The 15,096-nt window shown below is 71.4% G+C and carries 14 protein-coding genes and 1 pseudogene; 5 read left to right on the plus strand and 10 right to left on the minus strand.

The genetic code is table 11. The annotated features are described in order from the left end of the window. Positions 1-73 precede the first annotated feature (73 nt). The 7 genes from ACWF94_RS14920 to ACWF94_RS14950 form a co-directional block, all read right to left on the minus strand. Positions 74-436 (minus strand): TcmI family type II polyketide cyclase, encoded by a 363-nt coding sequence (locus ACWF94_RS14920; protein ID WP_453487760.1) that lies wholly within the window; start codon positions 434-436, stop codon positions 74-76. Positions 437-458: 22 nt separating this feature from the next. Further along, entirely contained in the window at positions 459-935 is a 477-nt protein-coding gene (locus ACWF94_RS14925) for an SRPBCC family protein (RefSeq protein WP_453487761.1), read from the minus strand. A gap of 1 nt (position 936) precedes the next feature. Next, on the minus strand, positions 937-1,197 hold the full coding sequence (locus tag ACWF94_RS14930) for an acyl carrier protein (protein ID WP_453487762.1): 261 nt from the start codon (positions 1,195-1,197) through the stop codon (positions 937-939). 118 nt (positions 1,198-1,315) lie between these two features. Then, a complete protein-coding gene (locus ACWF94_RS14935; RefSeq protein WP_453487763.1) occupies positions 1,316-2,644 on the minus strand; it encodes a ketosynthase chain-length factor in 1,329 nt (442 codons plus the stop codon). Beyond that, positions 2,641-3,909 carry a beta-ketoacyl-[acyl-carrier-protein] synthase family protein gene (locus tag ACWF94_RS14940; protein ID WP_453487764.1) on the minus strand — a complete coding sequence of 423 codons (1,269 nt, stop codon included), beginning with the start codon at positions 3,907-3,909 and terminating at the stop codon, positions 2,641-2,643. The genes ACWF94_RS14935 and ACWF94_RS14940 overlap by 4 nt, the downstream gene beginning before the upstream one ends. Further along, on the minus strand, positions 3,906-4,379 hold the full coding sequence (locus ACWF94_RS14945) for a cupin domain-containing protein (RefSeq protein ID WP_453487765.1): 474 nt from the start codon (positions 4,377-4,379) through the stop codon (positions 3,906-3,908). The genes ACWF94_RS14940 and ACWF94_RS14945 overlap by 4 nt, the downstream gene beginning before the upstream one ends. Positions 4,380-4,424: 45 nt before the next feature. Further along, positions 4,425-5,549: a SchA/CurD-like domain-containing protein gene (locus ACWF94_RS14950; RefSeq protein WP_453487766.1), complete on the minus strand. Its 1,125-nt coding sequence runs from the start codon at positions 5,547-5,549 to the stop codon at positions 4,425-4,427. 237 nt (positions 5,550-5,786) lie between these two features. On the opposite strand from ACWF94_RS14950, the pseudogene ACWF94_RS14955 reads away from it, so the two are divergent. From ACWF94_RS14955 to ACWF94_RS14970, 4 genes and pseudogenes are all read left to right on the plus strand, one after another. Then, positions 5,787-6,953, plus strand: a pseudogene (locus ACWF94_RS14955) (FAD-dependent oxidoreductase); the annotation flags it as partial. Between the two features lie 177 nt (positions 6,954-7,130). Beyond that, entirely contained in the window at positions 7,131-7,643 is a 513-nt protein-coding gene (locus tag ACWF94_RS14960) for an aromatic-ring hydroxylase C-terminal domain-containing protein (protein WP_453487773.1), read from the plus strand. A 128-nt stretch (positions 7,644-7,771) separates the two neighbouring features. Next, on the plus strand, positions 7,772-10,462 hold the full coding sequence (locus ACWF94_RS14965; protein ID WP_453487767.1) for a SpoIIE family protein phosphatase: 2,691 nt from the start codon (positions 7,772-7,774) through the stop codon (positions 10,460-10,462). Positions 10,463-10,710: 248 nt separating this feature from the next. Further along, positions 10,711-11,676: a hypothetical protein gene (locus ACWF94_RS14970; RefSeq protein WP_453487768.1), complete on the plus strand. Its 966-nt coding sequence runs from the start codon at positions 10,711-10,713 to the stop codon at positions 11,674-11,676. A 43-nt stretch (positions 11,677-11,719) separates the two neighbouring features. On the opposite strand, the gene ACWF94_RS14975 is transcribed toward ACWF94_RS14970, so the two are convergent. The 3 genes from ACWF94_RS14975 to ACWF94_RS14985 form a co-directional block, all read right to left on the minus strand. Then, entirely contained in the window at positions 11,720-12,355 is a 636-nt protein-coding gene (locus ACWF94_RS14975) for a TetR/AcrR family transcriptional regulator (RefSeq protein ID WP_453487769.1), read from the minus strand. Positions 12,356-12,617: 262 nt separating this feature from the next. After that, complete coding sequence (locus ACWF94_RS14980; protein ID WP_453487770.1) at positions 12,618-13,175, minus strand: VOC family protein; 558 nt, start codon at positions 13,173-13,175, stop codon at positions 12,618-12,620. Between the two features lie 259 nt (positions 13,176-13,434). Then, entirely contained in the window at positions 13,435-14,316 is an 882-nt protein-coding gene (locus tag ACWF94_RS14985; RefSeq protein ID WP_453487771.1) for an alpha/beta fold hydrolase, read from the minus strand. Positions 14,317-14,397: 81 nt separating this feature from the next. Between ACWF94_RS14985 and ACWF94_RS14990 the strand changes: the two genes are divergently transcribed. Continuing rightward, positions 14,398-14,898 carry a CGNR zinc finger domain-containing protein gene (locus tag ACWF94_RS14990; RefSeq protein ID WP_453487772.1) on the plus strand — a complete coding sequence of 167 codons (501 nt, stop codon included), beginning with the start codon at positions 14,398-14,400 and terminating at the stop codon, positions 14,896-14,898. Positions 14,899-15,096 lie beyond the last annotated feature (198 nt).

Raw genomic sequence — 15,096 nt, forward strand, 5'->3', positions numbered from 1 at the left:
CCGCCCCGGCACGGCATACCGACGCCCCGGGTCCCTCCGCGCGGAGGGACCCGGGGCGTTCCCGGCGGTCGGCTCAGTCCCGTACCCAGGTGTAGAACTGACGGGCCATCGCGTCCTTCGGACTCCGCCAGGTCTCGGGGTCGTAGGGGCTGATGAAGGCAGTCAGCCGCTCACTGAGCCCCCGGAACTCCGGGTGCTCCGTCACCTTCGCGATCTCCGGTCCGGGTGGCCGGTCCGACTCGATCAGATGCAGATACACCTCGCCGAACTGGAAGAGGCTGCGCCGCCGGACACCGACGAGGTGCGGCAGTTCGCCGGTGTCGGACTGTGCGAACAGTTCGGCGATGCCATCGGCGGAGTCCGGGGCCATCCGGGCGACGATCAGTGCCTGGTGGGGGGCTGCGGGGTTTGTGGGCCTTGCGGGCGTTGCGGTCATGGGGAGTTGCCCTTTCCGGCGGTCAGTTGGCGGGTGCGGTGGCACGGCGCTCACGGTCCCGCTGCTCGATCTTGTCCCGGATGAGCGCGAGCTGGACCTTGGAGTTGCGGTTGATGTTGTCGGTCATCCACTCGTCGTCGACGGGGGCGTCCGGCTTCATGGCGAAGTCCTGCCGCCAGTGCATCCGGGTGCCGCCGGGCACCTCGGAGTACTCCCAGTGGATGTTCATGTGCTGGAACGGGCCGGTCTCGACCCGGCGGGCGCTCACCGTACGGGCGGCGCGGTCGGGGGTGCGCTCGGAGACCCAGCTCCAGACCTTGCCGTTCTCGTCGGGGTGCATGGTCAGCCGGAAGGTCGTGGTGTCGCCCTCGCGGGAGAGGATCTCGACGGAGGCGTACTCGCTGAACAGCTGCGGCCAGTTCTCCAGGTCGTTGGTGATGTCCCAGACGAGGTCCAGGGGCGCGGCGACGGTGATCTCGTTCTCGGTGTGTCCGGGCACTTCAGGCTCCACTCTTGGTCAGTGTGTTGTTGACGAGGTCGAGGAATTCACGTGGGGTCTGGCACTTCTCCGCGTCCTGCGGCATCGGGCTGCCGTGCTTGTTCTCCAGGGACGCGACGATGCCGAGCAGGCCCAGCGAGTCCAGGCCCCACTCCTCGAAGCGGACGGCGGGGCGTTCCGCCATGGCGGCGGGGTCGACCGTGAGGCCGGCGTTCTGCCGCATCAGGACGGCGAGTTGCTCCAGGGTCAGTACCTCTGACATGGGTTCTCCCTTGCGGTGATTCGATGGCGGGTACGCCGGGACGTGAGCCGGGTGCACCACCGGGGTTTCAGCCGGGTCCGCCGGGGCCCGACCGGGTTCGGCCGGGCATGCCGGGGCTTCAGTCGGGGGCGGCACTGCGCAGCACCACCGCGGCGTTCGACCCCATGAGCCCCCGGCTGAGGACCAGCGCCGTACGCAGCGGTACGCGGCGGGCCCGCCCGGTGACGAGGTCGATGTCGTGGCAGACGTCGAACACATTCGGCGTCGGCGGTACGAGTCCGTGCTCCATGGCCATGACGGCGGTGGCCACATCGAGCACGGGGCCACCGCAGTACGCCCGGCCGATACCGGTCTTGGGGGCCGTCACCGGCACCCGCCGGCCGTGCGGGCCGAGCGCGTCGGTGATCGCCAGCGCTTCGGCGCGGTCGGCCGCCGGCACGCCGAGCGCGTCGGCGAAGACCACGTCGACGTCCTCGGGCGCGCAGCCGGCGTCCTGGAGTGCGCACCGTATCGATCTGGCCAGTCCTTCCCGGGACTCCTGCCACCGGGAAGGACCGGTGAACGTGGCGGCGTGCCCGGCGAACAGGGCCCTGGGCCGGGCACCCCGGCGCAGTGCCGCCGTCTCCTCCTCGACCACGAGCATCGCGCCGCCCTCGGCGGGCACGAAGCCGCATGCCTCCGAGGTGAAGGGCCGGTAGGCGCGGGCCGGGTCGTCGCTGGTGCTCAGATCCTCGTAGCCGAGCTGGCAGACGACGGAGTAGGGCGCGAGCGGGGCCTCGGCCGAGCCGACGACGACGGCGTGGGTGCCTCGGCCGATGGCCCCGGCCGCGTGCGCGAGGGCGTCCAGGCCGCCAGCCTCGTCGCTGCACACCACCCCGCAGGGCCCCTTGAAGCCGCCGCGGATCGATATCTGTCCGGTGCTGGCCGCGTAGAACCAGGCGATGGACTGGTAGGGGCCGACGAAGCGGGGGCTCTTGCCCCACAGCGCCTGGAGTTCGCGCTGGCCGAACTCGCCGCCGCCCGAGCCGGCCGCGGTCACCACGCCGACGTCGTACGGGGAGTCCTCGTAGTCGGCCCGGCCGAGCCGGGCGTCGTCGAGGGCGAGGTCGGCCGCCGCCATGGCGAAGTGGGTGAACCGGTCGGTCTGGACGAGGAACCGCTCCTCGACCATGGTGGCGGGGTCGAGGTCGCGCACCTCACCGCCGACGCGGAGCGGCAGATGCCCGCAGCCCTCCCGGGTGATCCGGTCCAGGACGCTGATGCCCTCCTGCGTCGACTTCCAGAACACCTCGCCGCCGATGCCGTTGGGGGCGATGACACCGATGCCGGTGATGACGGTGCGCCGGGCGCCGGGGCCGGGCCGGTGTCCGGCGGAGGTGCGCCGGGCGCCGGGGGCCGGCTGATGCCCGGGTGAGCTGCGGGGGGAGCTGCGGGCGGAGCTGCTCATCGGGTCCTCCCACTGGGCCGGGTCATGACGACCGCGGACTGGAATCCGCCGAACCCGCTGCCGACGGAGAGCACATGGCGCAGCTTCCGGGGCCGGGCGGTGCGCGGGACGTAGTCGAGGTCGCACTCGGGGTCGGGGGTCTCGTAGTTGGCCGTCGGCGGCACCACCTGACGGTCCATCGCCAGCACACAGGCGACGAGTTCGATCGCGCCGATCGCGCCGAGGGAGTGGCCCACCATGGATTTGATGGAACTCATCGGGGTGCGGTAGGCGTGTTCGCCCAGCGACCGCTTGACCGCGGCGGTCTCGTGCCGGTCGTTCTGCTTGGTGCCCGAGCCATGGGCGTTGACGTAGTCGATCGCGGTGGCGTCGAGGCGGGCGTGGGCGAGGGCGGTGTCGATGGCGCGGGCCATCTCCAGGCCCTCGGGGGTCAGCCCGGTCATGTGGTACGCGTTGCCGAAGGTGGCGTAGCCGCCGATCTCGCAGTGCACGGTCGCACCGCGGGCGCGGGCGTGTTCCAGTTCTTCGAGTACGAGGACGGCCCCGCCCTCGCCCATGACGAACCCGTCACGTCCGGCGTCGAAGGGCCGGGACGCGTGCCGGGGGTCGTCGTTGTTGGGCGAGGTCGCCTTGATGGCGTCGAAGCAGGCGACGGTGATGGGTGAGATGGGCGAGTCGGATGCGCCCGCCACACAGATGTCGGCGCGGCCCTCCTCTATGGCGTGGAAGGCGTAGCCGACCGCGTCGAGACCGGAGGTGCAGCCCGTGGAGACGGTCTGCACCGGGCCGTGGGCGCCGATCCGCTCGGCGACCGCGGAGGCGAGGGTGCTCGGGGAGAAGGCCCGGTGGAGGTGTTCGCCGGCGGGCCGGTCGTCCACGTCCCAGCGGGCGCCGGATGAGGAGACGGCGACATAGTCGTGCTCCAGCCGGGTGGTGCCGCCGACCGCGGTGCCCAGGGACACCCCGATGCGCCAGGGGTCCTCCCGTTCGGGGTCGAGCCCCGCGTCGCGTATCGCTTCCCCGGCGGCCACCAGCGCGAACTGGATGTACCGGTCCGAGCGCGCCACCTGGTCGGGGTCGAGTCCGTGCGCGGCCGGGTCGAAGTCGACCTCGGCGGCGATCCGGGAACGGAAGCCCTCGGGGTTGAAGAGGGTGATGCCCCGGGTCGCCGTACGGCCGTTTTCGAGCAGGTCCCAGAACGCCGGGGCGCCTACGCCACCGGGGGCGACGACCCCGACCCCGGTGACCGCCACCCGCCGCTTCACGAAACTGCCCCGGACCGTTCCGGGGGACTGCTCTGTCCGCCGGTCGCCCGGGCCCTCCCCGTGGCGCCCGTGGCCCCCGTGGGCTCAGTGGCCTCGGTGTCGACATGGCCGAGGTCGGGGCGGGGTGCGAGCGGGCCCAGGTGGAAGACCATACGGGCCTCCGTGTCTCCGACGTTGCGGAACCGGTGGCGTACGTTCAGCGGGATCAGCAGCCCCTGGTCGGGCCGCATCGTGAGTGTCACATCGTCCAGGTCCACCTCCAGGGCCCCGCCGACCACATAGACGAACTCCTCGGAGTACGGATGGTAGTGCTCGGCGATGCGCTCGCCGGGCGGGATGATGGCCAGCCCCATGAAGCCACTGGTGGCACCCACGGCGGTCGGGGTGAGCATGGCGCGGATGTCGCCGCCGCGCCGGGTGTTGGGCTTGGTCTCGCTGAGGTCCACGATGCGTGGGCTGTGGGTGGTCATGCTGGTTCCTCCAGTTGGGCCTTGCGGTGCCGGGCGGGGCGGGAGTCAGGACTCGGGAGCCGCGTACCGGTCGGTGATCAGTTGCATGTCGGAGCGGGTCAGGAAGCGCGAGATCTGCGCTCCCGTGCCGTCTGCGGGCAGTTCGTCACCGTTGACGAGCAGCCGGGCGAGGGTGGCGGCCTTGCGCTCGCCCTGGACACCGAGGACCAGCTCCGGCTGCTCGTCGAGCGGGCCGCTCATGTCGATGAGCCGGACAACGATGTCGTCGCGCTGGAAGACCGTGGAGCCCACGATCGGATTGCGCGGGTCCTCGGCCGCCGCCTCGTCCTGCTGGGCGAGCAGCCGGGCCACGGCGAGACCGCAGTCGTCCTTGGCCCGGTAGTACAGCGCGTGCCGGTTCACCTCGTCGGTGCCCGGCCCGTCGGCCGACACATGGTGCACCGCGGGGAGCGCCGCGCGGGTGAAGAAGAGCCGGGCGGAGTTGGGGTCGTCCAGGTCCCGGTCCTGCTCCAGATAGGGGTTGATGGCCTCCTCGACGGCCCGTACCTCGGGCTGGCGGGCGACATGGCGCAGGGCGGCCATCAGATCGCCCTGGACCTCGATCGCCCGGACGATCCGGTTGCCCTGCATGAAGAGCGAGGTCCGGCGCAGCCGCGTCTGGTCGTCGACCCGGGCGGCCGGTGAGGTGTAGCCGGCGAGGATCTTCGCGACGGCCTTCTCGCTGCCCGGCCGGACGGTGAAGGTCAGCGCGTGGCGTACGACTCCGTCACCGACGCGCGGGGACGCCTGGAGGCCGCCCTTGAGCTGTTCGGGTGTCGCGATGTACGCCTGCCCGGTCTCCCGCAGCACGCTGAACCGCAGCGAGCGGGTGTCCCGGACACAGCTGTGCAGGGGCTGGACCGTCTCGACGTGCTCCTCGCTGTTGACCCAGGCGAGGAACGGCGGGGCGCTCTCCCACTCGCTGGTGATGAGCCACTGCGAGGGGTTCTCGATCGACTGGCAGAGCTGGTCACTGATGTGGCCGGGTACCGAGGCGACATGGTTGCGCATGTGCTCGTACGCCTCCAGGAACTGCTTCTGGGCCCCGTCGTGGAGGTCCAGCAGCAGTACGACCCGGAGCCTGGAGCCGTCGAACGCCGACTGCGATATCCGTTCCGACAAGGTGGTCATCCGTGTTCACACTCCTTTGTGACCGCGCCGCCGCCACAGACATGGCCCGCCGTCAGTCATCAGGTGGAATCCGCCCGGACGAGGTCAGCCGTCCCGCGGATACGCACGTCTCGCCCCTCATCGCCCGGGGCGCTCCCGTGAACCGATCGTGATCCGGCAGCACGTGCCGCGCGAGAGCTGAGCACCATGCGGGTGAATGGGCGGGGGAACCGTTCCTGTGACGGGCACACAGATTCCATGCAAGGGACCCCAGAGAACGCGCATCGCGCGCCGGGCACAGCGCCCGTCATCAGTCCGGACAACCCCCACAACCCAGAGCACCCAGGGCACCCGGCGGACGCCCCCCGCCAGGTACCGGTCCTCATCGTCGGCGGGTCCCTGGTGGGCCTGTCGACCTCGATGTTCCTGAGCCGCCACGGCGTCGGGCATCTGCTCGTGGAGAAGCACTCGGGCACCTCGACCCACCCGCGCGGGCGCGGCATCAATGTCCGCTCGATGGAACTGTTCCGTACGGCCGGGGTGGAGCGGGAGATCCGTGAGGCCGCCGCCGTCCTGGCCGGCAACCACGGCATCCTCCAGGCCCGCTCGCTCACGGGCGACGACCAGGAGTGGCTGTTCAAGGAGATCGACCCGGGCGGCGGGCTGGCGCGCATCAGGCCGTCCTCCTGGTGTCTGTGCAGCCAGAACGACATCGAGCCGGTGCTCGCGGCCCGCTCCCGGTCGTACGGGGCCGACCTGCGGTTCTCCACCGAGCTGCTCTCGTTCGACCAGGACGACTCGGGGGTCACGGCCCTCGTCCAGGACCGGGTGTCCGGTGAGCACAGCACGGTCCGCGCGGACTATCTCGTGGCGGCCGACGGGCCGCGCAGCCCGGTCCGGGAACGGCTCGGCATCGGCCAGAGCGGCCATGGCGAGCTGTTCCACAATGTGAGCATCACGTTCACATCCCGGAAGCTGCCGTCCATCGTGGGCGAGCGGCGCTTCATCGTCTGCTATCTGACCGAGCCGGGAGCGGACGGTGCCCTGCTGCCGGTGGACAACGCCGAGCACTGGGTCTTCCACGCCCCCTGGCACCCCGAGGCGGGCGAGGCCCTGGAGGACTTCACCGACGAGCGCTGCGCCGAGCACATCCGCCGGGCGGTCGGCGACCCGGACCTCGATGTCGAGATCACCGGCAAGGCGCCGTGGCACGCCGCCGAACGGGTGGCCAGGCGCTACTCCAGCGGACGGGTCCTCCTCGCGGGCGACGCGGCGCACGAGATGTCCCCCACCGGTGCCTTCGGCTCCAACACCGGAATCCAGGACGCCCACAACCTCGCCTGGAAGCTGGCCGCCGTGGTGAACGGCTGGGCGGGCCCGGAACTCCTGGACACCTATGGCGCCGAGCGGCTCCCGGTGGCGCGGGCGACCGGCGAGCGCGCCTCCGCCCGTTCGGCCGAGCACAGCCACCCCGGCTACGCTCCGCCGCTCACGCCCGGCGCCGGCCCCAAGGGCGGAATCCTCACGGTGGCCATGGGATACGGCTATCCCGAGGGCGCGGTCGTCGGCGCGGACCCGGCCCGTCCGGTCGTCCCCCAGCGGATGGAACTGTCGGCGGAGCCCGGCACCCGGGCCCCGCATCTGTGGGTGCGCAGGGCGGGTGAGCGGCTGTCGACCCTGGATCTGTACGAGCGGGTGCCCGTGCTGCTCTGCGGGGAGGGCTCCGACTGGCGGGACGCCGCCCGCAAGGCCGCGGCCCGGCTGTCCGTACCGCTGGACGTCTACGCCATCGGCGACGGACCGCTCGCCGATCTGGTCCCCGAGGAAGGGGGCGACTGGGCCGGTACGCACCGTACGACCCCTGAGGGCGCGCTGCTGGTGCGGCCGGACGGCTTCGTCGCCTGGCGCTCCCCCGGCGGCGTACTCGAACCGGAGGCGGCCGTCGCCGACGCGCTGGCGCGGGTGCTGAGCCTGGACACCCGCCGGACGCCCCGGGAGAGCCGGGTACTGGATCTGGAGCCGCGGGTGCTGCGCCGGGAGCCCCGGGTGTCCCGGGGAACCGAGGTGCTGAACCTGGAGGCCCAGCTACCCGCCGGGGAGCCACAGCGGGGTTGAGCGGCCCCGCACGGGGAACATCCGGCAGTCACACGCATGACCGATGAGCGCAAACGTGTCACGCGTGTGGCTGCCGCGCTCTACCGTCGCGGTGAGCCCGCCGCTTCCGGGAGGTGTAGAAAGAGGACATGGCCGAACGTTACGGTCGCCGGCGCTCGGTCTTTCGGATGCGGACCGTCGCAGGCCAGGTCTTCCTCCTCCAAGTGGCGATCGTGCTTCTGCTCGTCGCGGCCGGGATCGTCGCGCTCGTCCTCCAGTCCCACACGAACAGTGACCGCGAGGCGGTCAGCCGGTCGCTCGCCGCGGCGGAGGCGTTCGCCGGCGCACCCGGTACGGCGGCTGCCTTCAAGAGCCCCGACCCGAGCGCGATCCTCCAGCCTGCGGCCGAGGCGACCCGCAAGCGCGCCGGGGTGCGCTTCATCGTCGCCGTCAACCGGGACGGCGTCCGCTACTCGCACCCGCTGCCCGACCGGATCGGCAAGCAGTTCATCGGCGAGCTGAAGCCCGTACTGGCGGGCGAGGTGGTCGTCGAGGAGACCACGGGAGCGGTCGGGCGGCTGGTGCAGGTCACCGTGCCGGTCAGGGACACCGACGGCACCGTGATCGGTGCCGTGTCCGCCGGCCTCCCCCTCGCCGAGGTCAGCGGAGCGGCCCAGGACCAGTTCCCGCTGCTGTTCGGGGCTGCGGCGGGGGTGCTGCTGCTCACCACGGGCGGCACCGCCCTGGTCACCCGGCGGCTGCGCCGCCAGACCCACGGCCTGGGCCCCGCCGAGATGACCAAGATGTACGAGCACCACGACGCGGTGCTGCACGCCGTACGGGAGGGTGTGGTCATCGTCGGCGGCGACGGGCGGCTGCTGCTCGCCAACGACGAGGCACGGCGGCTGCTGGATCTGCCGGACCGTGTGGAGGGCCGTCAGGTCGCCGGGATCGGTCTCGACGAGGAGACCGTGCGGCTGCTGTCCTCGGGGCGGGTCGCCGACGACGAGGTGCTCCGGGTCGGCGACCGGCACCTCGCCGTCAACCAGCGCCCGACCGACCGGTACGGCGGCCCGCCCGGCAGTGTGGCGACCTTTCGGGACACCACCGAGCTGCGGCTGGTCAGCGGACTCGCCGATGTCGCCCAGGGGCGGCTCAAACTGCTGTACGAGGCCGGTGCCGAGATCGGCACCACGCTCGATGTACTGCGCACCTGCGAGGAACTGGTCGAGTTCGCCGTCGGCCGGTTCGCCGACTTCGCGACCGTCGACTTGGTGCAGGCGGTGCTGCGCGGCGAGGAGCCGACGGCGACGGGCGCGGGCGCCGACATGGTCCGTATCGCCTCCGGCGGGCTGTCGGACGACACCCCGCACTTCCCGCTCGGCACCACCATCCGCTTTCTGCCCACCACCCGGATCGGGACCCGCCTCGGCAAGGGCGAGGCGATCCTGGAGCCGGACCTCAGCGCCTACACGGGGTGGGAGCAGCAGTCGCCCGAGCGGGCGGTGAGACTGGTCGAGTCCGGCTTCCACTCGATGATCGCGGTACCGCTGCGGGCCCGTGGGGCGATCCTGGGCGTGGCCATGTTCTGGCGCTCGGGCACCGTCGAAGCCTACGAGGACGAGGACAGCTCCCTCGCCGAGGAACTGGTGGCCCGCGCCGCGGTGAGCGTCGACAACGCCCGCCGCTACTCCCGTGAGCACACCATGGCGGTGACCCTCCAGCGCAGTCTGCTGCCGCGCGGACTGCCGGAGCAGAGCGCCGTCGACGCCGCCTACCGCTACCGTCCGGCCCAGGCCGGGCTCGGCGGGCTCGGCGGAGTGGGCGGGGACTGGTTCGACATCATCCCGCTGCCCGGCTCCCGGGTGGCGCTGGTGGTCGGCGATGTCGTGGGCCACGGGGTGCACGCCGCTGCCACCATGGGCCGGCTGCGCACCGCCGTCCACAACTTCTCCACCCTGGATCTGCCGCCCGACGAACTGCTCTGGCATCTGGACGAGCTGGTGACCCGGATCGACCAGGACGAGGCGGGCCACAGTGAGAACGGCGCGGAGGCGGGCGTCACGGGCGCCACCTGCCTCTACGCCATCTACGACCCGGCGACCGGCCGCTGCGCGATCGCCCGCGCCGGACACCTCCAGCCGCTGATCCTCCGCCCCGACGGCACCGCCGTCTTCGCGGATGTGCCGGGCGGGCCGCCGCTCGGGCTCGGCGGGCTGCCGTTCGAGACCCTGGAGGTGGAGCTGCCCGAGGGCAGCACCCTGGTGCTCTACACGGACGGCCTCGTCGAGGACCGCGAGCGCGACATGGACGACGGCCTCGCCCTGCTGCGCGACACCCTCGCCGGCCACCCCGAACGCACCCCCGACGAAACCTGCGAGGCCGTCCTGCGCGCCCTGCTCCCCGAGCGCCCGCGCGACGACATCGCCCTCCTGGTCGCCCGTACCCGCTGCCTCGGCTCCACCGAGGTGGCCGACTGGGACGTCCCGGCCGACCCCTCGGCGGTGGGCGAGGTACGCGCCGCCGTCACCGCCAGGCTCACCGAGTGGGGTCTCGCGGACGAGGCGTTCACCACCGAGCTGATCCTCAGCGAACTGGTCACCAACGCGATCCGCTACGCCTCAGGACCGATCCGGGTACGGCTGATCCGCGACCGCTCCCTGATCTGCGAGGTCTCCGACGCCAGCAGCACCTCCCCGCACCTGCGCCAGGCGGCGACCACGGACGAGGGCGGACGCGGGCTCTTCCTGGTGGCCCAGTTCGCCGACCGCTGGGGCACCCGCTACACCCCCGCAGGCAAAGTCATCTGGACCGAACAGCCCCTCCCGCCCCGGGTCTGACCCCACGCGGGCCCTCGCGGCGGGCCCGGGCGGTCGCCATCGGCCGGTCCCCACGGGGTGCGGGTGTCCGAGCGGGTCCCGGTTGCGCCGGGGTCCGGTGGGCCCGCTGTCGGCGACGGCGGCCGATGGGCCGGGCGGGGGCGGTCCGCGGCCCGGCCGGGTGACCGCCGCGCCTGTCGCACGGCCGGTGGAGCGACTCCGCCGCGATCATGAGGCGAGGGTGTTCTCGTTCCGAGGGACGGCGGGCTGTGGTGGAGGTTTCCGGGCCGGTGGCCCCGCTGCGGCGGGCGTGGGCGGTCAACCGGCCGCTGACCGGAGCCAGTGTGTTCCTGGGGCTGCTCACCCTGGCCGCCCTGGTGGCACTCGCCGTGGACCCACGGGAGATCACCGGGCAGCCGGCCTGGGCGAAACCCGCCAGGTTCGCCTTCTCCTTCGCTCTCTACGCCGCCACCCTCATGTGGCTGCTGACCTTCGTCCGCGGCCACGAACGGCTGGTCCGGCTGATCTCCTGGGCCACCGCCGTCGGCGTGGTCACCGAAGTGCTCTGGGTCGCCGGATCGGCCGCGGCCGGAAGGATCAGCCACTACAACCACGACAGCTCCGCCGCCACGAGGCTGACGGTGACGATGCTGGTCGTCATCTCCGTGGTCGGATTGATGAGCCTGCTCACCATCGTCCTGCTGCTGTTCCAGCGGGTCGAGCCGCCCGCACTCGCCTGGGCGCTGCGCCTGGGCCTGGCTCTCACGGTCGTGGGCATGGCCGTCGGGGCCCTGATGATCACTCCCACCCCGGCGCAGGAGGCCGCCGCCGACCTCGGCCGGGGCATGCCGGTCATCGGCGCGCACACCGTCGGCCGGGCCGACGGCGGACCGGGCATGCCCCTCACCAACTTCAGCACCGCCGCCGGGGATCTGCGCGTCGCCCACTTCGTCGGCGTCCACGCCCTCCAGGCGCTGTGTCTGCTCGGCCTGCTCCTCACCCTCGGCCCCCGCGCCCTGGGCCCGCGCCACCGCACCACGCTGGTATGGATCGCCGCGGCCGCCGTCCTGGGCCTGATCAGCATCCTCACCTGGCAGGCCCGCAGCGCACGGTCCCTGACCTACCCCGACACCGCGACCGTCACCGCGCTGATCGCCCTGGCCACCGCGGTCGCCGCAGCCACCACCGCTGTCTTCCTGCACGCCCGCGGGGTGGGGCCGGCACTGTCGGAGTGAAGGGTCCTGCATCGCGTCGCGCACACCCGGGCACGTATGCGCGTCAGGCCGTGGCGGTGAGTTCGTCGACGGCGATCCCGATCTCGGGGTGAGCGGTGCGGACGGTGGCCAGTACCGCGACCGCGCCGCTGTAGACGACCTCCTCCAGATCGCCGATCTCCATGTCGCGGTCGTGGGCGAGCCAGTCGAGTGTGGCTTCTTCCAGCAGCCCCATGAGACCGCGGACGGCGACGCGCAGTGTGGGAGTCGGCTCGACACACACACCGAGCACATCGAAGAAGTAGCCGGCGCCGACCTGGCGGCCGTGCTCGAAGAGCTCGTCGACCTCGGGGTCCTGTCCGCCCCCGCGGAACAGCGCCATGATGTGGGTGTGATCGCGCCGGTACTCGATCTGCCGCCGCACCAGCCCTCTCAGGCGCTGCTCCCGGGTGGTCTCGCCCTCCCGCGGCTGGAGCAGCGCGTTGATCTCCTCCAGTGCCTCGGCCAGTACAGCGAGGTAGAGCCCGCGTTTCCCCTTGAAGTGATAGGAGAGCAGACCGTTGGCCACCCCCGCTTCCCTGGCGATGTCGCTGATGAAGATCTCGTCGTACGGCTTGCGGGCGAACAGGTCGGCGGCCACCGCGATGAGAGCACCCCTGCTCTGACCCCGGGCAGGCGCCTTCCGCTTACCGGACGTCATGTGTCCTTCTCCTTCACCGTCGTCCCTCACTCGCGCCGCCGGCCGGGGGACGTCCATGGGATTTCGTCATCCTAGACGGCCCCCGGAACCGGTCGGCTCCGCTCCGCGCCCGACGATGCTCCGGTCCGTGGGTGTACGGATCCGCCACCCGGGCGGCACACCCTCCGTCGATCCGCCGGAGAGTGTGCCCTCGTGTCCGGGAGCGCCGTGCGCGCTTCCACCGCACCCGGGGAAACCTCCGAGTGCCGTGACACCGCCCAGGTCACCACGTCGGTATGACCAACTCCTCCGCGGAGGCTCCGGCACGCAGTTCGGCGAGCTTGTCCGCCGGATCGAACGTCTCCCCGAAGGGGTTCGCGGCGAAGCCGTCGGACTGCATGAAGGCCGTGCCTTCCTCCACCGTCGCGAAGTTGTCGATCTGCAGTTCGATGTGGTTGCCGTCGGGGTCGGCGTAGTACATCGAGGTCGTGGGACCGTGGTTGACCGCGAGGAAGGGCAGCACCGAGTCCTCGGCCAGCCGCTCCCAGTTCTCCAGCAGCTCCTTGAGCGTGGCGTATGTGAAGGCGATGTGCCCGAGGGCCTTGGAACGCCCCCCTTCGGGGTCACCACCGGCCAGTTCCGCAGCCTCATCGGTCAGTTCCGCGGCGGCGTTCGGCTCGGCGATGGCGATGCGGTGATGCTCGTCGTCGTAGGTGACGAAGGCTCCCGCCGGGGTCTCGTAGACGACATGCCCGTCGAGGACCTTGACGTACCAGTCGCGCATGGCAGGCACCTGGGACGAGTAGAGAACGACGTGGGCCAGCTTCTGCGGTGACGCCATGGTCACTCACTCCTTCGAGTCGGTTCCGCTTGATGTCTTCGACCGTACATTTGAAATGAATTCAGTTCAAGTTCTCTCGGGGCGAAGCCCGAACTCCTCTACAACGCCATGCCCGAGAACTGGGAGTTCGACAAGCTCTCCGAAAAGTTCCCCTCCGACTGAATCGGTAGACGCTGCTCTCTGATCGGTCAGGATCGGTCGGACAGCTCCGGAGCCGGCGTTCGGACAGCTCCGGAGCCTGGCGTTCTGTCACCCACCGTCACCCGCTGACGCCCGCGCCGAGTACGCGCGGGCGGAATCGGATGATGGCGTCGGCGACCGCGTCGGGGTGGCTCTCCAGGAGGAAGTGGCCGCCGTCGAGCAGGACGACCTCCGCGTCCGGGGCGTCGCGCCGGAACGCCTCCGCGCCGGCCGGCCCGAAGATCTCGTCGTTACGGCCCCAGATCGCGAGGACGGGGACACCGCTCGACCGCAGCCAGTCGTGCACCGCCGGGTACAGGGCGCGATTGCCGGCGTAGTCGCCGAACAGGGCGAGTTGGGCGCGGTCGACGCCGGGGCGGGCGAGGAGCGCCAGGTCGTGCTCCCAGGCGTCGGGATCGATCAGGCTGGGGTCGGGGACACCGTGGGTGTACTGCCATTCGACGGCTTCCCGGCCCAGAGCGGGCCGCAGCCGTGCCTCGTTCTCCGGGGTGCGTTCCGCGCCGTAGGCCCAGATGGGTGCCCAGAAGTCCGGTACGAATCCTTCCTCGTAGGCGTTGCCGTTCTGCGAGACGACGGCGGTGACCGCTTCCGGGGACGCCAGCGCGAGCCGCCAGCCGATGGGTGCGCCGTAGTCCTGTACGTAGATCGCGTAGCGGTCCACGCCGAGAGCGGTCAGGAAGCCGCGGGTCACCTCGGCGAGCGCATCGAAGGTGTAGTCGAACTCCGTCACTCCGGGCGCCGACGAGCGGCCGAAGCCGATGTGGTCGGGTGCGATCACCCGGTAGTGACCGGCCAGCGCCGGGATCAGGCGCCGGAACATATGGGAGCTCGTCGGATAGCCGTGCAGCAGCAGGAGGACGGGGGCGTCCGACGGGCCCGCCTCCCGGTAGAAGACGGTCAAGCCGTCGACGTCCACGGTCCGGTGATGCACAGGAGCCACGATAACCTCTTAACTCGATTTAACTGGTTAGGCTATGCTGATCATGCACAGCACCGAACGGCATGTCAAGGAGAGTGAGCCGTGGCCGAGGACGAGGAACTGCTGCTCACCGTGCTCAACAGCGCCCCGGTGATCGACGGGCGCCCCACGGACACCCTGAGCGCACCGGGGGCGGCGGACTGGGTACGAGCGCTCGGAGGGCGTGGCACCAGGGAGGAGAGCGAGCGGCTGCGTCATGTACGTGACACGCTGCATCAGCTGATCCGGGGGACATCCTCGGATGTCAGCGGCCTTGCCTCCGCGCTCGACCGGGCACGGCTTCGCCCTGCCGTCTCGTCCGAGGGTGTGTCCTGGCAACTGGAGGCGACGCCTGATGACGAGCTCGCGGTCCGCGTCGTACTCGCGTGGTCGCGCGTCACCGCGGAACTGCCGCGGCGGCTGCGGGCCTGTGCGAACGAGGAGTGCAATCTGTTCCTCGTCGATCACAGCAGGCCCGGGACCGCCCGGTGGTGTTCCATGGCGGTCTGCGGCAACCGGATGAAGGCGCGAACCCACGCGCGCAGGCGGCGCTTCGAGGAGTGATCGCCCGGGCGGAAGCCGGACCCCGGCTGTCCTGAACGACGAGGTCGGCCGGGGGCGCGGATCGCGCGGGAGGCTTCCGGCTTCTGCCGCCTGGCGTATGCCGTCTGGCGGCCGGCGGCTACGGGATTCGTCAGCCCGTGGGCCGGGGGCCGAACCCGCGCCGAACCTACGGGCCGGCGGCCGAAACCGCCCCCACGC

The sequence above is a fragment of the Streptomyces sp. NPDC055078 genome, from assembly GCF_053607985.1.